At 46.6% G+C, this 24343-nt stretch carries 28 protein-coding genes; all 28 read left to right on the plus strand.

The annotated features are described in order from the left end of the window. The first annotated feature begins 6 nt into the window (after positions 1–6). The 28 genes from ffh (at position 7) to B3M90_RS05135 (ending at position 24338) form a co-directional block, all read left to right on the plus strand. Positions 7–1356: a signal recognition particle protein gene (ffh, locus tag B3M90_RS05000; RefSeq protein WP_023468742.1), complete on the plus strand. Its 1350-nt coding sequence runs from the start codon at positions 7–9 to the stop codon at positions 1354–1356. 93 nt (positions 1357–1449) lie between these two features. Next, complete coding sequence (gene rpsP / locus B3M90_RS05005; RefSeq protein WP_023468741.1) at positions 1450–1725, plus strand: 30S ribosomal protein S16; 276 nt, start codon at positions 1450–1452, stop codon at positions 1723–1725. Positions 1726–1787: 62 nt separating this feature from the next. Beyond that, positions 1788–2297: a ribosome maturation factor RimM gene (gene rimM, locus B3M90_RS05010; RefSeq protein ID WP_290759276.1), complete on the plus strand. Its 510-nt coding sequence runs from the start codon at positions 1788–1790 to the stop codon at positions 2295–2297. Next, entirely contained in the window at positions 2294–3022 is a 729-nt protein-coding gene (gene trmD / locus B3M90_RS05015) for a tRNA (guanosine(37)-N1)-methyltransferase TrmD (RefSeq protein ID WP_290759273.1), read from the plus strand. The genes rimM and trmD overlap by 4 nt, the downstream gene beginning before the upstream one ends. 112 nt (positions 3023–3134) lie before the next feature. Further along, on the plus strand, positions 3135–3488 hold the full coding sequence (gene rplS, locus B3M90_RS05020; RefSeq protein WP_023468738.1) for a 50S ribosomal protein L19: 354 nt from the start codon (positions 3135–3137) through the stop codon (positions 3486–3488). 104 nt (positions 3489–3592) lie between these two features. Further along, positions 3593–4132, plus strand: a complete 540-nt coding sequence (gene lepB / locus B3M90_RS05025) for a signal peptidase I (protein WP_035406947.1) — start codon at positions 3593–3595, stop codon at positions 4130–4132. A 147-nt stretch (positions 4133–4279) separates the two neighbouring features. Then, positions 4280–5143, plus strand: a complete 864-nt coding sequence (ylqF, locus tag B3M90_RS05030; protein WP_035409511.1) for a ribosome biogenesis GTPase YlqF — start codon at positions 4280–4282, stop codon at positions 5141–5143. 51 nt (positions 5144–5194) lie between these two features. Then, positions 5195–5947, plus strand: a complete 753-nt coding sequence (locus B3M90_RS05035) for a ribonuclease HII (RefSeq protein WP_290759270.1) — start codon at positions 5195–5197, stop codon at positions 5945–5947. Positions 5948–5959: 12 nt separating this feature from the next. Next, a complete protein-coding gene (locus B3M90_RS05040) occupies positions 5960–6826 on the plus strand; it encodes a flagellar hook-length control protein FliK (protein WP_290782826.1) in 867 nt (288 codons plus the stop codon). Further along, a complete protein-coding gene (locus tag B3M90_RS05045; protein WP_035406955.1) occupies positions 6823–7083 on the plus strand; it encodes an EscU/YscU/HrcU family type III secretion system export apparatus switch protein in 261 nt (86 codons plus the stop codon). Before B3M90_RS05040 ends, B3M90_RS05045 begins: the two co-directional genes overlap by 4 nt. Positions 7084–7170: 87 nt before the next feature. Further along, the gene (sucC, locus tag B3M90_RS05050; protein ID WP_023468732.1) at positions 7171–8331 is read left to right on the plus strand and encodes an ADP-forming succinate--CoA ligase subunit beta; all 1161 of its coding nucleotides are present in this window, start codon (positions 7171–7173) and stop codon (positions 8329–8331) included. Positions 8332–8344: 13 nt separating this feature from the next. After that, entirely contained in the window at positions 8345–9262 is a 918-nt protein-coding gene (gene sucD, locus B3M90_RS05055) for a succinate--CoA ligase subunit alpha (RefSeq protein ID WP_035406957.1), read from the plus strand. An 82-nt stretch (positions 9263–9344) separates the two neighbouring features. Further along, positions 9345–10172 carry a DNA-processing protein DprA gene (gene dprA, locus B3M90_RS05060; protein WP_290782828.1) on the plus strand — a complete coding sequence of 276 codons (828 nt, stop codon included), beginning with the start codon at positions 9345–9347 and terminating at the stop codon, positions 10170–10172. Between the two features lie 48 nt (positions 10173–10220). Beyond that, positions 10221–12317 carry a type I DNA topoisomerase gene (topA, locus tag B3M90_RS05065; protein ID WP_214854532.1) on the plus strand — a complete coding sequence of 699 codons (2097 nt, stop codon included), beginning with the start codon at positions 10221–10223 and terminating at the stop codon, positions 12315–12317. Between the two features lie 3 nt (positions 12318–12320). Then, the gene (gene trmFO / locus B3M90_RS05070; RefSeq protein ID WP_023468729.1) at positions 12321–13625 is read left to right on the plus strand and encodes an FADH(2)-oxidizing methylenetetrahydrofolate--tRNA-(uracil(54)-C(5))-methyltransferase TrmFO; all 1305 of its coding nucleotides are present in this window, start codon (positions 12321–12323) and stop codon (positions 13623–13625) included. Between the two features lie 145 nt (positions 13626–13770). Next, positions 13771–14676 carry a tyrosine recombinase XerC gene (locus tag B3M90_RS05075; RefSeq protein ID WP_251137861.1) on the plus strand — a complete coding sequence of 302 codons (906 nt, stop codon included), beginning with the start codon at positions 13771–13773 and terminating at the stop codon, positions 14674–14676. A 14-nt stretch (positions 14677–14690) separates the two neighbouring features. Beyond that, positions 14691–15242: an ATP-dependent protease subunit HslV gene (gene hslV, locus B3M90_RS05080; RefSeq protein ID WP_023468727.1), complete on the plus strand. Its 552-nt coding sequence runs from the start codon at positions 14691–14693 to the stop codon at positions 15240–15242. After that, positions 15235–16608, plus strand: coding sequence for an ATP-dependent protease ATPase subunit HslU (hslU, locus tag B3M90_RS05085; protein WP_290759253.1), 1374 nt, complete (start codon positions 15235–15237; stop codon positions 16606–16608). The genes hslV and hslU overlap by 8 nt, the downstream gene beginning before the upstream one ends. A gap of 16 nt (positions 16609–16624) precedes the next feature. Then, positions 16625–17404 carry a GTP-sensing pleiotropic transcriptional regulator CodY gene (gene codY / locus B3M90_RS05090; protein WP_023468725.1) on the plus strand — a complete coding sequence of 260 codons (780 nt, stop codon included), beginning with the start codon at positions 16625–16627 and terminating at the stop codon, positions 17402–17404. 251 nt (positions 17405–17655) lie between these two features. Next, positions 17656–18018 (plus strand): flagellar basal body rod protein FlgB, encoded by a 363-nt coding sequence (gene flgB, locus B3M90_RS05095; RefSeq protein ID WP_035406967.1) that lies wholly within the window; start codon positions 17656–17658, stop codon positions 18016–18018. A gap of 3 nt (positions 18019–18021) precedes the next feature. After that, positions 18022–18420 (plus strand): flagellar basal body rod protein FlgC, encoded by a 399-nt coding sequence (gene flgC / locus B3M90_RS05100; RefSeq protein ID WP_035406970.1) that lies wholly within the window; start codon positions 18022–18024, stop codon positions 18418–18420. Positions 18421–18437: 17 nt separating this feature from the next. Beyond that, a complete protein-coding gene (gene fliE, locus B3M90_RS05105) occupies positions 18438–18725 on the plus strand; it encodes a flagellar hook-basal body complex protein FliE (protein WP_035406973.1) in 288 nt (95 codons plus the stop codon). A gap of 61 nt (positions 18726–18786) precedes the next feature. After that, positions 18787–20322 carry a flagellar basal-body MS-ring/collar protein FliF gene (gene fliF, locus B3M90_RS05110; protein ID WP_290782831.1) on the plus strand — a complete coding sequence of 512 codons (1536 nt, stop codon included), beginning with the start codon at positions 18787–18789 and terminating at the stop codon, positions 20320–20322. 4 nt (positions 20323–20326) lie between these two features. Continuing rightward, positions 20327–21334: a flagellar motor switch protein FliG gene (fliG, locus tag B3M90_RS05115; RefSeq protein ID WP_035406978.1), complete on the plus strand. Its 1008-nt coding sequence runs from the start codon at positions 20327–20329 to the stop codon at positions 21332–21334. After that, complete coding sequence (locus B3M90_RS05120; protein WP_290782833.1) at positions 21318–22043, plus strand: FliH/SctL family protein; 726 nt, start codon at positions 21318–21320, stop codon at positions 22041–22043. Before fliG ends, B3M90_RS05120 begins: the two co-directional genes overlap by 17 nt. A 10-nt stretch (positions 22044–22053) precedes the next feature. Continuing rightward, positions 22054–23349, plus strand: a complete 1296-nt coding sequence (gene fliI, locus B3M90_RS05125) for a flagellar protein export ATPase FliI (protein WP_290753250.1) — start codon at positions 22054–22056, stop codon at positions 23347–23349. Between the two features lie 12 nt (positions 23350–23361). Further along, positions 23362–23796 carry a flagellar export protein FliJ gene (locus B3M90_RS05130; RefSeq protein ID WP_035406985.1) on the plus strand — a complete coding sequence of 145 codons (435 nt, stop codon included), beginning with the start codon at positions 23362–23364 and terminating at the stop codon, positions 23794–23796. Then, positions 23793–24338: a MotE family protein gene (locus B3M90_RS05135; protein WP_290782835.1), complete on the plus strand. Its 546-nt coding sequence runs from the start codon at positions 23793–23795 to the stop codon at positions 24336–24338. Before B3M90_RS05130 ends, B3M90_RS05135 begins: the two co-directional genes overlap by 4 nt. The last annotated feature ends 5 nt before the right edge of the window (positions 24339–24343 follow it).

The raw sequence follows: 24343 nt of genomic DNA on the forward strand, positions 1-24343 counted from the left end.
TTCTTAATGGCATTCGAAGGATTATCGGAACGGCTTCAAGCCAGTCTCGCTAAAATGCGAGGTAAAGGTAAGATTTCTGAAGCAGACGTCAAAGAGATGATGCGCGAAGTTCGCTTAGCGCTACTTGAAGCCGACGTCAACTTCAAGGTCGTCAAACAATTCGTAAATGATGTAAAGGAACGTGCCGTCGGACAGGACGTCATGACATCTTTGACGCCAGGGCAACAAGTCGTCAAGATCGTCCATGATGAACTGACGAATCTGATGGGTGCGGAAGTGTCACCATTGACGCTTGCGAACCGTCCTCCGACCGTCATCATGATGACAGGTCTGCAAGGGGCAGGTAAAACAACGACAACGGGTAAGCTTGCCAATCATTTACGTAAAAAACATAATCGTAGTCCTTTGCTTGTTGCGGCGGATATTTATCGTCCGGCAGCAATCAAACAATTAGAGACACTCGGGAAACAATTGGAGTTGCCGGTCTTCTCAATGGGAGATCAGGTCAGTCCGCAAGAAATCGTTACCGGTGCACTCGATTATGCAAAAGAGCATCATCACGATATCGTGTTGATCGATACGGCAGGTCGTCTGCACGTCGATGAGGAACTAATGCAGGAACTCGTTGATGTTAAAGAGATCGCCAAACCGCATGAAATCTTCCTTGTCGTCGATTCGATGACGGGTCAGGACGCCGTCAATGTCGCAGAAAGCTTCAACGAGAAGCTTGGCGTGACGGGGGTTGTTCTGACGAAGCTCGACGGAGATACGCGAGGTGGTGCAGCACTCTCCATCAAGGCAGTCACCGGAGCACCGATTAAGTTCGTCGGTCTTGGAGAGAAGCTCGATGCCATCGAACCATTCTATCCCGAGCGGATGGCGTCTCGGATTCTAGGCATGGGAGACATGCTGACACTGATTGAAAAAGCAGAGTCACAAATGGACGCTACGCGTGCCAAAGAGTTAGAAAGCAAAATGCGCGATGCATCGTTTACATTCGATGATTTCATCGAGCAGTTGCAGCAAGTGAAACAGATGGGTCCACTCGACGAACTGTTGGGAATGATCCCTGGGGCAGGTAAAGGGAAGATGAAGGGGTTGAAAAACGCCCAAATCGATGAGAAGCAACTCGTGTATGTCGAAGCGATTATCCAATCGATGACGAAACGAGAGCGGACTGAACCTGAAATCTTGAATGCGAGTCGTCGGAAGCGGATTGCCCGTGGTAGCGGACGCAGTATCCAAGAAGTCAACCGTCTCATTAAACAGTTCGAAGACATGCGGAAAATGATGAAACAATTTTCCGGACAGATGGGCAAAGGGAAAAAGAAAGGCTTTGGCCTTCCATTCTTTTAAAAGTCTTTTCTCTTTTGCTGTAACGTTGTATACTAATGAAGTTGTCAATTTGACTAAACGAAAAAATCATCTATTATTTGGAGGGACTTACGAATGGCAGTTAAAATTCGTCTTAAGCGCATGGGCGCAAAAAAATCACCTTTCTACCGTGTGGTAGTAGCAGACTCACGTGCACCACGTGATGGTCGTTTCATCGAGCAAATCGGATACTACAATCCAGTTGCTAAACCAGAAGCAGAAGTTAAAATCAACGAAGAGCTAGCTCTTAAATGGCTCTCTGAAGGTGCTAAACCTTCGGACACAGTTCGTAACCTCTTCTCACAAGCTGGTATCATGGAGAAATTCCACAACGCGAAACTCGCGAAGTAAGACGTTAGGAGGTGAGCAAAAGCTTACCTCCTTTTTTTAATTCAAGAAAGGAAGTGAAATGAATGGAATGGTTGGAAATTGCGAAAATCGCCAATACACATGGTCTAAAAGGTGAATTAAAGTTACTCGCGAGCACGGACTTCCCGGAAGAACGCTTTAAAGTCGGAAAGGAAGTCTTCATTGGCTCTGAAGGTACGTATACACCGGTGACGATCAGTGGTTACCGAAAACACAAACAATTCATCATGGTGACGTTCAAAGGGATGCACCATATCAATGACGTCGAGAAGTATAAAGGATTGAAACTCTATGTCCACGCAGAAGATTTACAAGACTTAGACGAGCATGAATTTTACTATCATGAGATCATCGGTTGTACGGTTTATGACGGTGAAACGAAAATCGGAGTCATATCCGACATTCTTGAAACAGGCGCAAACGACGTCTGGACGATCAAACGCGATGGGAAAAAGGATGTCCTGATCCCGTATATCGAGCAAGTCGTTGCTTCCGTCGATGTCGAGCAAAAACGTATCCAGATCACACCGCTTCCAGGATTGATTGAAGAATGAACATCCGAGTGTTGACGCTGTTTCCGGAAATGTTTTCAGCGCTCGATCATTCAATCGTCAAACGAGCGCAAGATGATGAACGTGTCAGTCTTGAAACAATCAATTTTCGAGACTTCTCGACGAATCGTCATGGTAAAGTCGATGATTATCCGTATGGTGGGGGAGCAGGCATGCTGTTGACCCCTCAACCCGTCTTCGACGCGATGGCGAGTCTGCCGGAAGGAAAACGACGAATCATCGTCATGACACCGACCGGTAAACGTTTTTCGCAACGGATGGCAGAAGAGTGGGCACAAGAAGAAGAACTGGTCTTCCTATGTGGTCATTACGAAGGATTTGATCAGCGGATTCATGATCATCTTGTAACGGATGAGGTCTCGCTTGGGGACTTCGTCTTGACGGGAGGGGAACTGGCTGCGATGACAATGATTGACGCTGTCGTCCGCCTCTTACCGGATGTCCTCGGTGCATCTGCGAGTCATGAAGATGATTCCTTTTCGACGGGACTTCTTGAATATCCACACTATACACGTCCTGCTGAATATGCAGGATACCAGGTACCAGACGTCTTGTTATCAGGCAATCATGCGCGGATTGCAAAATGGCGACGGGAACAGTCATTAAAACGCACATTTGAGCGTCGTCCGGATCTGTTGACTGATGCTCCATTAACCGAGGATGATCGTCTTTATTTAGAATCGATTTCAGGATTGTCAAACGATTGAATCTATGATAAGTTAAAACATGTGGCAAAAGCCACCCATTAACGATGTTCCGCTGTCGGATGCTGAAAGCAAATGAAGATAAGAACATTGGTGAAAAAAGGAGAAATCATTCATGAACACACAACAATTGTTCCGTGAACTTACACAAGAACAAATCAAGTCAGACGTCCCTGCGTTCCGTCCTGGGGATACAGTCCGTGTACACGTTAAAGTCGTCGAGGGTACGCGTGAGCGTATTCAGCTCTTCGAAGGCGTAGTCATCAAACGTCACGGTGGCGGCATCAGTGAAACATTCACAGTCCGTAAAATTTCTTACGGAGTTGGCGTTGAGCGTGCTTTCCCGCTCCACTCACCACGTGTTGCACAAATCGAAGTTGTTCGCTACGGTAAAGTCCGTCGTGCGAAACTTTACTACCTCCGTAACCTTCGTGGTAAAGCGGCGCGTATTAAAGAAATTCGTCGTTAATCATGTGAAAAAGTGGCTTGTCTCCGGACAAGCTTCTTTTTTTTGTTGTTTATGCGTATACTAGTCCATAGGAAGAAATTGCGTTAATCAAGGGAGTGGAATTCGTGAAGGAGTTATTCAGTTGGGTAAAAGCGCTCGTCGTAGCGCTTGTCATCGCGTTCATCATTCGAACGTTCCTGTTCGTACCCGTCATCGTCGATGGGGAATCGATGATGCCGACCTTACACAATGCGGATCGGATGATCGTCAATAAGATTCCGTATTATTTTAATGAACCAGAAAGAGGCGATATCGTCGTCTTTCATGCAACGGAAACACGCGACTATATCAAACGAGTAATCGCTGTTCCAGGAGATACGATGTATTATAAAGACGATACGTTGTACGTCAACGATAAGAAAGTAGCTGAACCGTATTTAAAAGAGTACAAAGCTCAGATGAATGGTGTTCCATTGACGGAGGACTTTACACTTGAGGAACGGACAGGAAAAACGACTGTTCCAAAAGGGAAGGTATTCGTCATGGGAGATAATCGTCAAAATTCAAAAGATAGTCGTGATATCGGTTTTGTGGATGAGGATCAAATCGTCGGAACGACGAACTTCGTATTCTATCCATTCAATGATGTACGCTCTGTCGATTAAAACGAAAGAAGATGAGACGCTTACCGTGAAAAGTAAGTACCTCATCTTCTTTTCTTGTCTTAAGTTGCGTATACTAGAGAGTGGATGTTTTTTCAAGTATCGTATGATCAGCAAGAAGTCCAGGAATATATGAACGAGGTGAAGGATATGACGATTCAATGGTTCCCCGGTCACATGGCCAAAGCACGGCGGGAAGTTACAGAAAAATTAAAGTTGATCGATGTCGTGATCGAACTTGTCGATGCACGTCTTCCAATGTCGAGCCGTAACCCGATGGTCGAACAAATCACGGCAGGTAAGCCACGATTGATCGTCCTCAACAAAGCGGATATGGCGGACAAACGAGTGACAGAACAGTGGATGCACGCATTACGGGCAGATGGTGTTGATGTCGTCGCGGTCGACGCGAAGCACAATAAAGGATTGAATCAAATTCATGAAGGTGCTTTGCGACTAATGAAAGAAAAACATGCACGAATGCGGGAGAAAGGGCGGAATCCGAGTGCGATTCGTGCCTTGATCATCGGCATTCCAAACGTCGGGAAGTCGACACTCATCAATCGACTCGCCGGTCGGAACATCGCGATCACGGGTGACCGCCCAGGTGTGACGAAACGCCAGCAATGGATCAAGATGAAGACAGGTGAGATGGAATTACTCGATACACCAGGTATCCTCTGGCCGAAGTTCGACGATCAAGTCGTCGGGTATCGGTTGGCAGCGACAGGAGCGATCAAGGATGATATCTTAAACATCGACGATATCGCGCTGTTTGCCCTTCGTGAGCTAAAGACGCGTTATCCAGAGCAGTTACGTGAGCGTTATCGTCTCGACGAAGTATCAGGAGAAGCGGTTGATGTACTCGAAGCCATCGGTAAAAAGCGCGGATTCGTTTCAGGTGGCTACGTCGATTTCGAACGGACGAGTGAAATGCTTCTGCATGAACTACGGACGGAAAAGCTAGGGCGTGTGACGCTCGAAACAGTGGAAGAATGGGAAACGCATGCATAACGGACTTGGACATCCTTCGATGTCCAAGTTTTTTTCAAAGGAGCGAAACAGATGAAGATTACGGAATTAAAGGAACGTCTACACAACATCACGATCGAGGAGTTTTCACAATTGAAGCAGGAACTCGCATCGGACGCGCGAAAAGGGGTGCATACACTGTTTCGTCAGACAGAACGACGATTTGCCCTCGAAGAGCAACAACGGATCGATTTCAAGGAGCGGTTCACGTTCGAAGAACAGTATCATCAGCAAGGATATAGACGGATTGCCGGAGTGGATGAAGTGGGACGGGGACCGCTTGCTGGTCCAGTCGTCGCGGCAGCTGTCATCTTACCAGAAGGATTCTATCATCCAGGCCTAACGGATTCAAAACAAATGAGTAAAATACAACGACAAGCGGCATTTAAACACCTACAAGACGTTGCAGAGATTGCGGTCGGCATCATCGAACCAGCTGAAATTGACGAGATCAACATCTATCAAGCATCGAAACGGGCAATGCAAGTCGCGGTTCGTCAACTCAAACCTGATGCCTTGCTGGTTGATGCGATGACACTCGACGACGATACACCACAACTCTCTCTCATCAAAGGAGATGCGAGAAGTGTCTCCATCGCAGCAGCGAGCGTCGTCGCAAAAGAGACACGAGATGCGATGATGGAACAATACGCGATCGAGTATCCGGGATACGGATTTGAAACACACGCAGGTTACGGGACTGCGACGCATTTACAAGCGCTTGATACACTGGGCGTCACACCGATTCACCGAAAAACATTCCGTCCTGTCAAAGAACGTCTCTAGGAGGGATCGAGCATGCACATCGAACATCGTGCCTTACTACCATTTAAAATCATCGATCATGCGAACTTACCGTTACGGGAAGGCGCAAACATCGTCGGCAAAGTCTTAAAACTGTTGCCGGACGGATTAATGGAACTACAGGTCGGTCAACGCGTCTTGACGGCAGGGACGACGGCTGAACTAAAAGAAGGGAGCATGTATCGCTTTCAAGTCGTTTCAGCAGAAGGACAACCGGTCTTAAAAATCATCTCGACTGAGTCTGTCCCGCAAAAATCAGCATTACCCCAGTTACTCGATTCCTTTTTACAGCGCCAGACGGTACCGACTGCGGAAACACGGGAACTACTAAGGCAAATCGGTCAACCCGTGACGGAAGGAGAAGCGAAGCAGTTAAAACACGCTCTTACTGAACTCGTTCAATTGGCAAAGGGCGACGAGGCAGGTCGATCGCTTGATCGAAAGACGAGTGATCAAATTTTAGCGCAACAACTCGTTCAAGCAACAAATGAAGTAGGAAAAGGAGTATATTTATTTCAATTACCTCAATTCGGACCTTTCGAAGATGTTGATCTCATGATGGAAGCACCGTTCGAACGAACGTTTGATCCAAATCATGCCCGTATCGTCTTATACTTACAATTACCGACGCTTGGTGAGGTCGCAATTGATGTCTTGATCGTAGACCGGAACGTTTCGATTTCCGTCTTTCATCCAAACGCACACGTCAATACGTTCATGCAAGCCTATACGCCTCAGATTCAAGCACGACTCGAGGAACAGGGCTATGCGTTGACGCGATTCGATTGGGTCGAACAGACGAAAGAACGTGTACCACATGATATCTCGACGCGTAATGGAAGGGTGGATCTCCATATATGAAAAAAGCGATTGCTCTATCATACGAAGAACAAATGCATGCGCCGAAAGTCGTCGCTAAGGGATCAGAACACATCGCGGAACGGATTTTAGAAGAGGCATTAAAGCACGATATTCCGATCCGGCAGGACGAAACGCTGATGACGTTACTGGATGCAGTTCAAGTATCAGAACAGATCCCGGAAGAACTATACGGTGTCATTGCCGAATTATTCGCCTTTTTATATCGTCTTGATCAAGATGGAATTCTGAAAAAATAAAGCTTTCGGTCGATAACGATAGACAGCGCTTCCAATTTTAACTACAATGAAAGAGCCGAAACTAAAGGGGTTAAGGGGGATTTTTTCATGAATGTACATGAGTATCAGGCAAAAGAATTACTTCGTTCGTACGGGGTACCCGTACCAAACGGAATCGCAGCCTTCACCGTCGAAGAGGCGGTCGATGCATCAGAACAATTGTCAGGCCCGATTAAAGTCGTTAAAGCTCAAATTCACGCGGGGGGACGCGGTAAAGCAGGTGGCGTCAAGCTTGCGAAATCGCAAGAAGAAGTGAAGGAATATGCGACGGAGTTACTCGGCAAAACGCTCGTCACGCACCAAACAGGTCCCGAAGGAAAAGTCGTTCAACGTCTTCTCGTCGAAGAAGGCTGTGCGATTGATAAAGAATACTATCTTGGAATCGTACTTGATCGTGTGACAGGACGTGTCGTCATCATGGGATCAAGCGAAGGTGGTATGGACATCGAAGAGGTGGCGGAAGCGACACCGGAAAAAATCATTAAAGAAGTCGTCGATCCTGCAGTTGGTCTTCAAGGATTCCAAGCGCGTAAACTTGCGTTCGCAATGGGTGTTCCTGTGAAGCTCGTCAACAAGTTCGTCGGTATGGTCACGAAACTTTATAATTTCTTCGTCGACAAGGATTGTTCAATCGCAGAAATTAACCCACTCGTTACGACGAAGGATGGCGAAGTTCTCGCGCTGGACGCGAAGTTGAACTTCGACTCGAACGCATTATATCGTCATGCGGACATCGTGGCGTTACGTGATGAAACAGAAGAAGATCCACGCGAAGTCGAAGCATCGAAGAGTGATTTGAACTACATCGCGCTCGATGGAAATATCGGCTGCCTCGTCAATGGTGCTGGTCTTGCCATGGCAACGATGGATATCATCAAACACTTCAGTGGTGATCCTGCGAACTTCCTTGATGTCGGTGGTGGTGCGACGAAGGAGAAGGTAACAGAAGCCTTCAAACTGATCTTGTCGGATGAGAACGTTAAAGGGATTTTCGTTAACATTTTCGGTGGAATCATGAAATGTGACGTCATCGCAGAAGGTATCGTTGCGGCGACAAAAGAAGTCGGTCTCGAATTGCCGCTCGTCGTTCGTCTTGAAGGGACGAATGTTGATGCAGGAAAACAAATTCTCAAAGATTCAGGTCTAGCGATTACAGCAGCTACATCAATGGCAGACGGCGCAGAAAAAATTGCTGCGCTCGTGAAGTAAGGGGGAGCTAAAGATGAGTATTTGGGTGAACGAATCGACGAAAGTCATTATTCAAGGGATTACAGGTAATCAAGGGATGTTCCATGGTGAACAGATGATCGACTACGGAACAAACCTCGTAGGTGGTGTCACACCAGGAAAAGGCGGTACGGAAGTACTTGGTGGTGTTCCTGTCTTCGATACGGTCGCACAAGCGGTCGACAAAACAGGTGCGAACGCATCGATTATCTACGTGCCACCAGCATTCGCAGCAGATGCGATCATGGAAGCAGCAGATGCGAACATCGCATTGATCATCTGTATCACGGAAGGTATTCCAGTTCTTGATATGGTTAAAGTAAAACGTTACCTTGAGGGCAAGCCAGTTCGTCTTATCGGACCAAACTGCCCAGGCGTCATCACTCCAGGTGTCGCAAAACTTGGTATCATGCCAGGATACATCCATACACCGGGACATGTCGGAATCGTTTCGCGTTCTGGAACGTTGACGTATGAAGCTGTTCATCAATTGACGACGGCAGGCATCGGTCAATCGACAGCTGTCGGTATCGGGGGCGACCCAGTCAATGGAACAGACTTCATCGATACGCTAAAAGCGTTCAATGAAGATCCAGAAACAAAAGCCGTCATCATGTTAGGTGAAATCGGTGGAACAGCGGAAGAAGAAGCGGCTGAGTGGGTCAAAGCGAACATGACGAAGCCAGTCATCGGTTTCATCGGTGGTCAAACGGCTCCTGCCGGTAAACGGATGGGTCACGCAGGTGCGATCATTTCCGGCGGTAAAGGAACAGCTGCTGAAAAAATCAAGACACTCCGTGCAAACGGAATTGAAGTGGCAGAAACACCAGCTGTCATTGGTGAGACGTTAATCCGTGTCATCAAAGAAGCAGGGATCTATGACGAGTGCGTGACGAACAGCACAGTCAAATAAATCAAAAAAAGAGCTGTCCTGATCAAATCAGGACGGCTTTCTTCTATATAAATAAGAAGCTTAAAGAAGGAGCGTTGATCTCATGAATCGAGAACTGTATGTCCGCTTCGCCATGTGTCAGGTACCGTATCCGATTGTTCAATTGATTGAACGGTTCGGAATCGTTCTAAGTCATGAATTGCCTGTTTCAAATCGGCTTCGAAAACGATATGAACAGGCACTGCAACTTGATCGGATCGAAGAGTCGATTCTAGTCAAAGGAGATCCACTATTTCCAACCGTACTACTGACGATTCCTCAACCTATCTATGCCCTCTTTTACCGCGGTGATCCGTCCCACCTAACTCTTCCACGCATCAGTATCATCGGTAGTCGAACTCCCTCACCGCAACACCTTTCCCGCATGCATTTTCTACAACCCTTCTTTCATCCAGATCTCGCCACCGTTTCCGGAGGCGCATATGGCATCGATGCCCTCGTCCATCGTCTATCCTTAAAACATCAACAGACAACAATTGCGGTTCTGGCCGGCGGACTTGATCGTCTATATCCTACTTCCCATGCTGCTCTTTTTGAACGTATCTTCTCGAATGGTCTTCTTCTCTCCGAATATCCACCTGGCACACCCATTCAAAAATTTCAATTTCTAGAACGAAATCGGATTATTGCCGGCTTGTCCTCGTCGTTGATCATCGTCGAGGCAGCAAAACGAAGTGGTACGATGAACACAGCAAGTCATGCGCTCGATCAAGGAAAAGATGTCTATTGTTTACCGGGGTGTCCGACTGAAACGTTCTTTGCCGGAACGAATCAATTGATCGCAGAAGGAGCGATTCCACTCCTTGATCCGGAAGAAGTTTCAAAAACTATTCGGCTGAACGTTGACAAATGGGAATCGAGACTACTATGATAAGTGAGATTAAAATACGGAGTACGCCTCTAATAGGGAGCGATTGCAATGGCAAAATATCTAGTAATCGTCGAGTCACCCGCTAAGGCAAAAACCATTAAACGTTATCTCGGATCCAACTATACCGTGAAAGCGTCGATGGGGCACGTCATTGACTTGCCGAAAAGCCAAATGGGAGTCGACGTCGAACATGACTATGAACCGAAATATATCACGATCCGTGGTAAAGGTCCGGTCTTAAAAGAACTCAAGACAGCTGCGAAAAAAGCACAAAAAATCTATCTCGCAGCCGACCCCGACCGTGAAGGGGAAGCGATCGCATGGCATTTAGCCAAAGCATTAGGCGTTGATGAATCAACAGAGTGCCGCGTCGTCTTCAATGAAATCACGAAAGATGCCATCAAGGATTCGTTCAAGCGACCACGCAAGCTCAATTATGATCTTGTGGATGCACAGCAAGCACGTCGTATCTTGGACCGCCTTGTTGGTTATAGCATGAGTCCGTTATTATGGAAGAAGATCAAAAAAGGTTTATCTGCAGGACGTGTACAATCGGTTGCCGTTAAGATGATTATCGACCGGGAACAAGAAATCAATGCGTTCATGCCAGAAGAATACTGGACAATCAAACTCGAACTCGATGCAAACGGTGAAAAGCTCGAAGCAAACTTCTACGGAGTCGATGGTAAGAAACGTGAACTTCATTCGCAAGAAGAAGTCGATCAAATCTTGAATCAACTCTCAGAAGACTTCACAGTTGATTCCGTCACGAAAAAAGAGCGGAAACGGAATCCAGCGTTACCGTTTACGACTAGTTCTTTGCAACAGGAAGCAGCACGTAAACTAAATTTCCGAGCGAAGAAGACAATGATGATCGCACAACAGCTATACGAAGGAATCGAGATCGGAAAAGAAGGTACGGTCGGTTTGATCACGTATATGCGTACCGATTCAACACGGACGTCTGAATCGGCGAACCTCGAAGCACACGGGTTCATCGAGCAGGCGTATGGAAAAGAATACATCGCAAGTGAAAAACGCAAAGAAAAGAAATCAGCGAACTCACAGGATGCGCACGAAGCGGTTCGCCCGACTTCGACAATGCGTGAGCCACAACTCGTTAAATCGTATCTATCGCGTGACCAATTCCGTTTATATAAACTGATCTGGGAACGATTCGTCGCAAGTCAGATGGCGCCAGCAATTCTCGATACCGTCAAAATTGACCTTGTCTCGAACGATGTTATGTTCCGTGCGAACGGATCAACTGTTAAATTCCCAGGCTTCATGAAGGTTTACATCGAAGATACCGATGATGAGGCCGTCACAGACGTCAAGGAAGGACTACTTCCTCCACTTGATGAAGGGGAAGAGTTGAAACGATCAGCGATCGAACCGAAACAACACTTTACTCAACCACCACCACGTTATACGGAAGCACGTCTTGTCCGGGCGATGGAAGAACTCGGAATTGGTCGTCCGTCGACGTATGCGCCGACACTTGATACGATCCAAAAACGGGGTTATGTGACACTCGAGGAGAAAAAGTTTTTACCAACGGAACTCGGTGAACTCGTCATCGATATGATCAGCGACTATTTCCAGGAGTTCATCACCGTCCAGTTCACGGCAGACATGGAAGCTTTACTCGATGCGATCGAAAAAGGCGACATGCAGTGGACGGAAGTCGTCGATCCAATCTATAAATCCTTTGCGAAACGTCTGACACGAGCAGAAGCAGAGATCGAGAAGATTGAAATCAAAGATGAACCGGCTGGAGAAGATTGTGAAGTCTGTGGTCATCCGATGGTCATCAAGATGGGACGTTATGGTAAGTTCATGGCGTGCTCGAACTTCCCAGAGTGTCGTAACACGAAACCGATCCAAGTCGAGATTGGTGTGAAGTGTCCGACATGTGGAACGGGCGACATCGTCGAACGTCGTAGTAAAAAAGGACGTTTGTTCTACGGTTGTTCGAACTATCCGGAGTGTGAGTTCGTCTCATGGGATAAACCGGTCGAAGAACCATGTCCGGTATGTAGCAGTATGATGGTACAAAAGAAAATCAAGAACGGTGTGAAAGTAGAATGTACATCTTGTGGACATCATGAAACACGCATCGATCAGGAGCAAGAGGAGGAATGACCGTTGAAACGTGTAACGGTAATCGGCGCGGGACTTGCAGGTTCTGAAGCAGCATGGCAACTTGCAAAACGCGGCGTACAAGTAGATTTATATGAAATGCGGCCAGTCAAACAGACACCCGCACACCATACAGACCAATTCGCAGAACTCGTCTGTTCGAACTCACTTCGAGCAAATCAGTTGACGAATGCAGTCGGTGTATTAAAGGAAGAGATGCGTCAGCTCGATTCCTTGATCATGAAAGCGGCAGACTTAGCGAGCGTTCCAGCAGGTGGAGCACTTGCTGTCGATCGGCATGACTTCGCAGGATATGTGACGGAAACGTTGAAAAACCATCCGAACGTTACTGTCCATCATGAAGAAATCGAAGCGATTCCAGATGGTCCGACGATCGTCGCGACAGGTCCGTTGACGAGTGCGGCCTTATCGGAATCACTTAAACAATTCACAGGTGAAGATTACCTATACTTCTTCGATGCAGCGGCACCGATTCTCGATGGAGACACGATTGATCGTGAGAAGGTTTATCTGAAATCACGATATGATAAAGGCGAAGCTGCCTACTTGAATTGTCCAATGACGGAAGAAGAATTCCAACTCTTCTATGATGAGCTGATCAATGCGGAAGTCGTTCCACTGAAGGAATTTGAAAAAGAGATTTACTTCGAGGGCTGTATGCCTTTTGAAGTTCTCGCTTCTCGCGGACCGAAAACACTCTTGTTCGGACCAATGAAGCCAGTCGGACTGGAAGATCCGAAGACAGGCAAACGACCATATGCTGTCGTTCAATTGCGTCAGGATAACTCAGCTGGAACATTGTTCAACCTTGTCGGCTTCCAGACACATTTGAAATGGGGCGAACAAAAGCGGATCATTCGTTTAATTCCAGGTCTTGAAAATGCAGAAATCGTCCGTTATGGTGTCATGCATCGTAACACGTTCGTCAACTCACCGAACTTGTTGAAACCGACGTATCAGACACGTACGCGTGACGATTTGTTCTTTGCTGGTCAAATGACAGGGGTCGAAGGATACGTCGAGTCAGCAGCATCCGGTTTGACGGCAGGAATCAATGCGGCACGTCTCGTCAATGAGGCGGAACCGGTAACATTCCCGCAGGAAACGATGATGGGTGCGATGTCGCACTATATCACGACGACGGAAGGGAAGAACTTCCAGCCAATGAATGCCAACTTCGGATTGGTACCAGCACTCGTCGGTCATCCGGTTCGGATGAAAAAACCTGAGAAGTATGCGCTCTACGCAGAGCGAGCACTTGAAGCAATCAAAGATTTCACGGATATGTGATTGTTGATGGGGAGAAAGGCGTGATTCAGCGCTCTTTCTCCCCATTTCTTAATTTGTCACAAAAGCGCGATAATTTCGTTAATTTTTCGGTTTTTGGTCTATTGTCAGACTACTTGGTCTGTGCTATGCTAAGGGCGATTCGAGAATGAAATGGTCAGAAGGGGGCGCATTCATGGGGATAGACACTGCTTTTGAGCGACTGCTAGAAGATTTCATGCGGTATGTTCATATTGAACGTCAATTATCTCCGAATACAGGTCGCTCTTATGATCAAACACTTCGACAATACGCCGCTTTTTGCCGCGATCATCAATTACGATCGATTGAATTGGCAAGTGCACGGCGTTATTTGTATGCTCTTTACGATCAGGAGCTGGCGCGGGCGACGATTGCACAAAAAGTTTCCTGCCTCAAACAATTTGGTCGTTTTTTGACACGTGACACCGATGAACCTAATCCATTTGATGGATTAAAAGCACCAAAACGACAACAAGGACTTCCGACATTCCTTGTCCCAACGGAATATGAACGTTTCCTCGATGCATTTCGATCGAGTGATACGCTTGGTAACCGGAATGTCGCGTTAGTGGAACTTTTATATGCGACGGGTATGCGAGTCAGCGAGGTCGTTCAACTGGATCTTCGTGATCTCGCAACTGATCATTCCTACGTCCACGTGTATGGAAAAGGTGGGAAAGAGCGCATTGCGCCAATTGGAACCTTTGCGAAAGATGCATTAGAACTGTACTTACCATCACGAGATCCAATCGCAGGTCATGAGCAAGCGTTGTTCTTGTCTCATTCAGGGCGTCGATTGACGACGGATGCGATTCGGAAAATCATGAAAAAAGGGGAACAACTCGTTGGGAAACATGTGACACCCCATGCGCTTCGTCATAGTTTCGCGACGGATCTGCTAGAAAGAGGAGCCGATTTGCGAGCGGTCCAGGAGCTACTTGGACATGCATCTCTTTCGACGACCGGTCAGTATACACACGTAACAACGGAACGATTACGACATGTTTATCAACAAGCACATCCTCGTGCCTAAGGGAGGAAACATTGATGTTTCATGCAACGACGATTTTTGCGATTCAACATAACGGACAATCCGCGATGAGTGGAGACGGACAGGTGACTTTCGGAAACCAGGTCATCATGAAGAAAAGTGCGAAAAAAGTACGGCGCCTCTATGGTGGCAAAGTCATTGCCGGATTTGCTGGAAGTGTCGCGGACGCGTTTACACTCTTTGAAAAATTCGAAGCGAAGCTTGAAATGTATAACGGGAACTTACAACGGGCAGCTGTTGAACTGGCGAAGGAATGGCGAGGCGATAAGATGTTGCGTCAACTAGAAGCACTCTTACTCGTCATGGATGGAACACATCTGTTACTTGTATCCGGAAACGGAGAAGTCATCGAGCCGGATGACGGCATTCTTGCGATCGGTTCAGGTGGTAATTATGCGCTGGCTGCAGGTCGCGCGTTAGCTCGACACGCAAGTCATCTCACGGCAGAAGAAATCGCTCGTGCGGCGCTTGAGACGGCTGGAGAACTCTGTGTCTTTACGAACGATCAAATCATCTTAGAAACGATCGGAGGCAATGACCATGCATGAATTGACGCCAAGACAAATCGTCGAGAAGTTGAATGAACATGTCATCGGACAAGCTGATGCTAAACGTGCGGTGGCGATCGCTTTACGTAATCGATACCGTCGACAATTACTCGATGTATCGATGCGGGATGAAGTCACGCCAAAGAATATCCTGATGATCGGACCTACCGGTGTCGGAAAAACAGAGATTGCGCGACGTCTCGCGAAACTCGTCCGAGCGCCGTTCGTTAAAATCGAAGCGACGAAATTCACGGAAGTAGGATATGTCGGTCGCGATGTAGAATCGATGGTGCGAGATCTTGTGGAAGCGTCTCTACGTCTAGTCAAAGATGAGAAAAAAGAAGCGCTTAAAGATCGGGCGGAGGCAGTGGCGAACGAACGAATCGTTGATGCGTTGTCTGGCAAAAAAGCGTCAACTGGTCTCGGTGGTGGTACGAATCCGTTTGAGATGTTGTTCGGTGGGAACCAGAAGCAGCAAGAGCCAGATACATCGGAAGCGACAGCTGATCGTTCGCTACTCCGTCAGCAATTGCTGACAGGTCAACTCGAAGATCGAATGATCGAGGTCGATGTTGAAGAACGTCAAGTTGATTTATTCTCCGGACAACAAGGCATGGAGGGGCTCGCAAATCTTCAGGATATGCTTGGACAAGTCATGCCGAAGAAAACGAAGAAGCGCCAGCTTACTGTTAAGGAAGCACGTCCGATTTTGACAGCAGAAGAAGCGGAACGATTGCTTGACTTAAATGAAGTTCATGACGAAGCGGTCCGCCGTGCAGAACAAATGGGCATCATTTTCGTTGATGAGATTGATAAGATTGCGACAAAGGGACATGATTCAGCAGGTGTTTCACGAGAAGGTGTTCAACGAGATATTTTGCCGATCGTTGAGGGATCGACGATCGTCACGAAATATGGACCAGTCAAGACGGATCATATCTTGTTTATCGCTGCCGGTGCATTCCATATGGCGAAACCGTCTGATCTAATTCCTGAACTCCAAGGTCGTTTCCCGATCCGTGTCGAACTCGACAGTTTGACGGAAGATGACTTTGTTAAAATTTTAACTGAACCGAATCAAGCATTACTCAAACAATATAAAGCATTACTAGGGGCAGAGCACGTTCATGTCACCTTTACAGAAGAGGCCATTCGTGAAATTGCACGTATTGCTGCACAGGTAAACGATGAGACGGATAATATCGGAGCGCGGCGCTTGTATACGATCATGGAGCGCGTACTTGAAGAATTATCCTTCGAAGCAGCAGACATGCCTGAAACGGATGTAACGATCACGCCACAATACGTGACGGATCGTGTTGGAAAAGTAGCAGATGATCGAGACTTAAGTCAGTTCATCTTATAAAGTGGAGGAAGAAAAAATGAATTTATTGGCGAAAACGCGGAAGTTGAATACGATGTTACAACAAGAAGCAAGCACACATGTTGATTTCAAGGTCATGGCTGATCGGCTCAGCGAAGTCATGGAATCGAACACATTCATCGTAAGTCGACGCGGTAAGTTACTAGGTATCGCAATTAAGCAACAAATCGAAAATGACCGGGTCCGTGGTTTCTTGGAAGAACGCCAATTCCCGGAAGATTACACGAAAAAACTTTTTAACGTCACTGAAACGACAGCAAACATTGCCATCGACAGCGAACATACGGCATTCCCGGTCGACAACCGTGATACGTTCGAAACGTCGAAAACGACGATCGTACCAATCATCGGTGGTGGAGAACGCCTTGGTACGCTTGTCCTCGGCCGTATGGTGGAAGACTTCAACGAAGAAGACCTCGTGCTTGCAGAGTATGGGGCGACAGTCGTTGGGATGGAAATCCTTCGTGAGAAGGCTCATGAAGCGGAAGACAAGGCACGTAAGAAAGCAGTCGTTCAGATGGCGATCAATTCGTTATCTTATTCAGAACTCGAAGCAATCGAGCATATCTTCGAAGAACTCGAGGGTAATGAAGGACTACTTGTCGCTTCAAAAATTGCCGATCGTGTCGGTATTACGCGTTCTGTTATCGTCAATGCACTTCGTAAACTCGAAAGTGCAGGAGTCATCGAGTCACGTTCGCTTGGTATGAAGGGAACGTATATTAAAATCTTAAATGATAACTTCCTATATGAATTAGAGCGAATTAAATCAAACTAAAAATAGAAAATGGCTATTAATAAATAAGAGACCTAGTAAAGTACTAGGTCTCTTTTGTTTGACTAGGTATTATTTATCATTTTTATAAGAAAAGGGAATAAAAAACAGAAAATTAGCATCTCATTACCCTATTTTTCAAAAAACTTCTTTTCAAACATTGACCTATTTGTTTCAATTATTTCAGATGTGTTACTAATGACTTAATATTTGTCGCAAATTCGAATACTAGTTCCATGAGTGGAGGAAAGAACATGAATTGGTTAGGGTCTGACTACAGTTTGATGACGCAAGCCGTCAATCGAACGGTCATGGCACAAGAAGTTATTGCTAAAAATATCGCGAATGTCGATACACCGGGTTATAAGGCGAAGCGAGTGGCGTTTGGAGATGTTCTCGATTCAGAGATGAAGATGAGCCTAAAACGTCATGCAACAATCGGAACGACCGGTAGTATCGTCGATCGACCAAATACGATGCGTAATGATGGAAACGGTGTCGATATCGATCTTGAGATGTCTGAATTATCACGCAATCAAATTGAGTATGAGGCGCTCGTGGAGCAATTGAATCGTAAGTTCTCGGGTATCCAGTCTGTCATCCGGGGAGGAAAATAATCGATGAGTATGTTCAATGGCTTTCATACATCTGCGTCTGGGCTTACTGCCCAGCGTTTACGACTGGATACTGTCTCAGCAAACATCGCCAATGCTCAAACGACACGTGGTGAGCTTGTCAACGGTCAATGGCAACCCTATGCGAGGAAACTTGCTGTTTTAAAAGAAACTGCTAATGGGGTCACGGTCAGCGAATTGAAGAAAGATCCTGAACCGTTCAAATTAGAATATAATCCGACGCATCCAGATGCGGATGAACTTGGATACGTCAAGATGCCGAATGTCGATCTATTGAAAGAAATGGTCGACATGATGGGAGCGACACGTTCATACGAAGCGAACGTAACGGCCTTAAATGCAACAAAAGCGATGCTCGTCAAAGCGATGGAGATCGGTAAATAAATAGAGGAGATGACGGGATGGCAATTCAACCTATTCAAAACATGCAAATGGTCTTACCCACTCAGACAATCGCGAAGACGACACCAAGTGATTTCAGTGAGGTGCTCAGCGAGGCGATGAACGGACTGAATGCAACACAGCAAGCCTCATCTCAAGCGCGTGTCGACCTAGCGACAGGGAAGACGACGGATCTACATAACATCATGATTAAAACAGAAGAGGCATCGCTTTCTATGCAACTCGCCCTTGAAGTCCGAAACAAAGGCATCGAAGCATACCAAGAAATGATGCGTATGCAACTGTGACTGTTAAGGAAAGCGTGGGAGATGTTGAATGAACGAACGAATAAAAGCTCGATTCGGAGCTATGAATACGACATGGAAAGAGTGGTCACTTGCGAAAAAAGCGATGGTTCTTGGAAGCATCGTCGTCGTTTTAGCAGCGTTGATTGTCGCCATTATCTGGTTATCTAAACCAACGATGACGCCACTTTATTCGAAATTGTCACCTCAAGAGGCAGGGCAAGTAACAGAAAAGCTAAATGAGGATGGAATCGCGTCGGAAGTCGTCAGCTCAGCAAACGGTGTGACGATTCTCGTTCCGGAAGCAAACGTGGAAAACTTGAAAGTCGAATTAGCAACGGCAGGTATTCCGAAGTCCGGTCAGATTGATTATTCCTTCTTTAGTGAGAATGCTGGATTTGGTACGACAGATAAAGAAATGAATATTCTTGAACGCGATACGATGCAGACAGAACTTGAAAACTTGATTACACAAGTTAACGGGATCGAGTCTGCAAAAGTCATGATTACTCTTCCAGAAAAGAGCGTCTTTCTCTCCGATGAAAAAGAATCTTCAACGGTTTCTGTCGTCTTGACTTCTAGTGCGGGTAGTAATCTGAACAATCAAACAGTCCAAGGTCTTTACCATCTGATTGCAAAGAGTATCCCGAACTTAAAAGAAGAAAATATTACGATCATGGATCAGTACTTTACGTATTACGAGCCAGGTAACGCTACGCAAACAGCGGGCGGGACAGATCCGATGGCGCTGAAAAAAACGACGGAAAACGATTTACGTAAACAGATTCAACAAATGTTGTCTGTCGTTCTCGGTCCACAAAAAGCGCTCGTTTCGGTTACGGCAGATGTCGATGTCACGAAACGTCAGGAAGAACAAAAGCTTGTTGAACCAGTAGATCCCGATAAAATCGAAGGGATTGTCACATCGGCAGAAAAAGTAGCAGAGGCGTATACAGGGTCTGCGAATGCCGGAACAGCAGGTACGGGACAAAATGAGACGACGAACTTCCCAGCAGGTACTGGAACGACCGGTGATACGAGTGAGAAGACGCACGACATCATCAACTATGAAGTCAATCGCATCACGAAACAGATTACAGGTGCTCCTTATGAAATTCGGGATTTAGGAATTCAAATCATCGTCGAGCCGCCAAAAGGTCAAAATCAAATCGATCCGCAATTACAGACGGATTTACAAACGATGATGTATTCCATCATCCGGACGTCGTTAACGAAGACGGATGCGAAAACGACGCTGACGGATGCAGAACTTGCTAATAAAGTCGTTGTCATGTCTCGACCGTTCGCTAAAACAACGACGGCGACAAAAACGACGACAACGACACCGATGTGGGTATGGTTCGCGCTTGGTGGTGCAGCAATCCTCGTCATTGGAGCAGTCATTCTCCTCATGCGTCGACGGAGAGCGAATGAAATCGAAGAACTTGAGGAATGGACGCCGATCGAAACCGAAATTCCTGAACTCTCAACAGAAGATACAAGCGATGGTGCGGTCAAACGCAAACAGCTTGAGAAACTCGCCGCGTCTAATCCGGATGAGTTCGCAAAATTATTACGTACTTGGTTAGCGGAGGATTGATGAGATGAAGAAGCTAGAAATGAACAGTCGTGAAAAGGCTGCGATTCTCATGATTTCGTTAGGTCCTGAAGTCGCTGCCAGTGTATATAAACATTTATCGGAAGAAGAGATGGAATGGTTAACCCTTCAAATCTCTAGCATGAAACGGATTGATCCAGAAGAGAAGTTAGTCGTCCTTGATGAGTTTCATGAACTAGCGATGGCGCAGAACTATATCACGCAAGGTGGAATCGGATTTGCTAAATCTGTCCTTGAAAAAGCACTTGGCGAAGAAAAAGCGATGGAACTCATCTATCGCCTGACGTCGACGTTACAAGTCCGTCCGTTTGAGTTTGCACGAAAGGCAGATCCGAAACAGCTTCTGAACTTCATTCAAAATGAACATCCACAAACGATCGCACTTGTTCTTGCTCATCTCGATCCAGCAAAATCAGGTCAGATTCTCTCGGAGCTCCCGGCAGAAGCACAGTCCGATGTAGCAAGACGGATTGCGACGATGGACCGGATGAATCCGGAAATCATCAGCGAGGTAGAACAAATTCTTGAACGGAATCTGTCACAAGCAGGGATGCAAGATTTTGCTCAATCGGGAGGCATCGAGGCTGTCGTTCAAGTATTAAATGGCGTCGACCGCACAACGGAACGAACGATTCTCGATACGCTCGAGATTCAGGATCCAGAGCTTGCGGAAGAAATCAAAAAACGGATGTTCGTCTTCGAAGACATCGTCACACTCGATGCGCGGGCGATACAGCGAATCATTCGCGAAGTCTCAAACGAGGATTTACTATTGGCACTCAAAGTATCGTCAGACGATGTCAAGGACATGGTCTATCGCAACATGTCACAACGGATGGTCGAGTCGTTCAAAGAGGACATGGAATTCATGGGTCCTGTGCGTCTCCGAGACGTCGAAGAAGCTCAAAGTCGAATCGTCGGAATCATCCGCCGCTTAGAGGACATGGGTGAGATCGTCGTTGCTCGTGGTGGAGGAGATGATATTGTTGTCTAACGTCATCAAGAGACAAGCAGTAATTGAACGACAGGAACGAACGCTCGTGCAGGTTCGCACTAGTCAGGAAGAGCCTGCGATCGTTCCAGATACATTCTACGAAGAGCAGATGGCAGAAGGACACGCTGAGTTAGAGCGCCTTCGACAGGCGATGCTCCTAGATTTCGAACAGCGTCAACAGCAGTTCGAGCAAGAACGCCTTCAAGCGTTAGAAGAAGCACGTCAACAAGGGTATCAAGCTGGATTTGAAACAGGACATGCGGAAGGACAAGCAACGTTTGAAGAGCAGATTGCCAAAACGAATTCGTTTGCTGATCGCCTAGAAGAGCAGAGTCAAGAACGATTGATGCGACTAGAACATGAATTATGTGTCCTCGGACTCCAAGTGACACATCAATTTTTAGAAAAGTTACATGATGAAGAGGAAGAAGCGTTATACCAATTGTTACATCAATTGATCATTCAGTTCCGAGATCGTGAAAAAATCATCATCTATGCGTCACCGGCTGATTTTGAACGGGTCGTGTTACTTGAAGAACGACTACAAGGCGTTCTAGGTGCCAACGCAACGATTCAATTGCGATTTGATCCAGCGTTAAAGGCACGCGATTATCGGATTGATTCGGAGAATGGAGCAATCACTGGCGGTTTAACCAGTGGCTTTGAAGCATTGCAAACCAAAATAAATGAGGTTTTACATCATGTTTAATCTCAATGCGATGCAGGCCGCGGTTCGAGAAATTCGCTCAGAAGAACTTGTACAGCACTCTGGTAAGGTCGTCCAAGTGATCGGGTTGATGATCGAATCGCGAGGACCGACAGCAGTGGCAATCGGTGAGCGGTGTTTAATCCAAATCCAACAACGTCAGACAATCGAAGCAGAAGTCGTCGGATTTAGAGAAGGGCATGTCCTACTCATGCCGTATGGTGAAACGACATCGATTGCTCCAGGCTCGATTGTTCTTGCCACAGGAAAACCACTCCACGTTCCAGTAGGGAACGAACTGATTGGTAAGGTGCTTGATGGTCTAGGAAGACCACTAGATGGTGAGTCATTAGAAAATTTACGCACGACATCGATCGTTCGTAAACCACCTAGTCCACTCGAACGTCCTCGCATCAGTGATGTTCTCTCGACTGGCATCCGTGCCATCGATGGGCTGTTGACAGTCGGTCAAGGGCAACGCGTTGGTTTGTTTGCAGGATCAGGAGTTGGGAAGTCGACACTACTCGGTATGATTGCAAAACGATCGACAGCAGACATCAACGTCATTGCCTTGATTGGTGAACGCGGACGCGAAGTCAAGGAATTCGTGGAGGCAGAACTCGGTGAAGAAGGAATGAAACGCTCCATCTTGGTCGTAGCGACAAGTGATCAACCGCCACTTGTTCGTCTAAAGGGCGCCTATACGGCAACGGCAATCGCTGAATATTTTCGAGATCAAGGGAAAAATGTGGTCTTGATGATGGACTCAGTTACTCGTTTTGCGATGGCACAGCGGGAAATCGGTCTTGCAACAGGTGAACCCCCTGCGTCGAAAGGATATACACCAAGCGTATTCGCTCTGCTTCCTCAGCTACTTGAACGGAGCGGGAAAACACAAGACGGTTCGATTACTGCTTTCTACACAGTCCTCGTCGATGGAGACGACATGAATGAACCAATTGCCGACGCCGTACGAGGGATCTTAGACGGTCACTTCGTTCTGGATCGTAACCTTGCGAACAAAGGGCAGTTCCCAGCGATTCATGTCTTACGGTCCATCAGCCGTGTCATGAATCAAATTACGACATCTGAACAAAAGACCGCTGCTGTCGCATTTCGACAATTGTTATCGACGTATCTCGATTCGGAGGACTTAATCAATATCGGAGCCTACAAAACAGGAACGAACCCGGAAATTGACCGTGCCGTCGATACATATCCGGAGCTGATTCGTTTCTTGAAACAACAAATTCATGAAGACAGTGATTTCGAAGCGGCTTGTCATCAACTCATGGCAACGATTCAGTAAGGAGGACGAATGATGAAGACGATCTATGAACGAATCATTCCTTTAGCTGAAGCGGAGAAGGATCGCGTCGCTAAAGAACTGAGCCTTCATAAAAAGCAATATGAGCTTGAAGTCGAAAAATTATATCATCTGCTCGTTCGATATGAGTCCTTTCTGAAGGCACAAGATGAGATTGGCGTCGTGGAACTGACGTCTTCGCAATATCGAGAACGCGCTCGGGATGTCGTGAAGCAGGAAATCGAACGACAGCAATTGTACGTGACACAATCGAAAAATCGTTACGAACGTACACAAGAAGCACTCGAACGAGCGTTAATCGAAGAGAAGAAATTTAGCCGGCTCCAAGAGAATCATACAGTCGAAACGAAACGAATCGAAGCATTGACGGAACAAAATCAATTAGATGAACTGGCATTGTTACAGTTTGGAAGAGGACGGATGATATGAGTGAAAATAAAACATCAAAAGGGTGGATTTTACCTTTATTGGTCATTCCTTTGATTTTAATCTTGTTGACGGCTTATTTCGTATTGAATTATGCGAATGGACGTCCACTACTATCCTTACCGTTCGCAACCGAAAAAACGACTACAAATCAGGCGAATCCATCAGCAGAACTCGAACGTCGTCTGAAAGTAGCGAATCAAGAGATCAAAAAATTACGCAATCAAAGTAAGGAACAATCGGATACTTTAAAAGCTAAAGAACAGGAAGTCGAACGTTTGATTGTAGAACGGGATCGTTTAAAACAAACACCCACGCCCGCGACGACGGATCAAACGAAGACGACGAAGAAAAAAGCAGCATCTGTGACAGATGTCTATGCTGAAATGGCACCAAAGGATGCTGCGCTTATCTTAAACGAACTTAGTCCGACAGAAGTCGTACCGATCATCGAGGACATCGATGCGGAACAACAGGCGGCGATCATTGCCAAGATGGATGCTAAAAAAGCGGCGGCCTTAACACAGCTACTCGCGACGAAGTAAGGAGG

The organism is Exiguobacterium sp. UBA6309 (assembly GCF_002439205.1).
Taxonomy (GTDB): domain Bacteria; phylum Bacillota; class Bacilli; order Exiguobacteriales; family Exiguobacteriaceae; genus Exiguobacterium_A.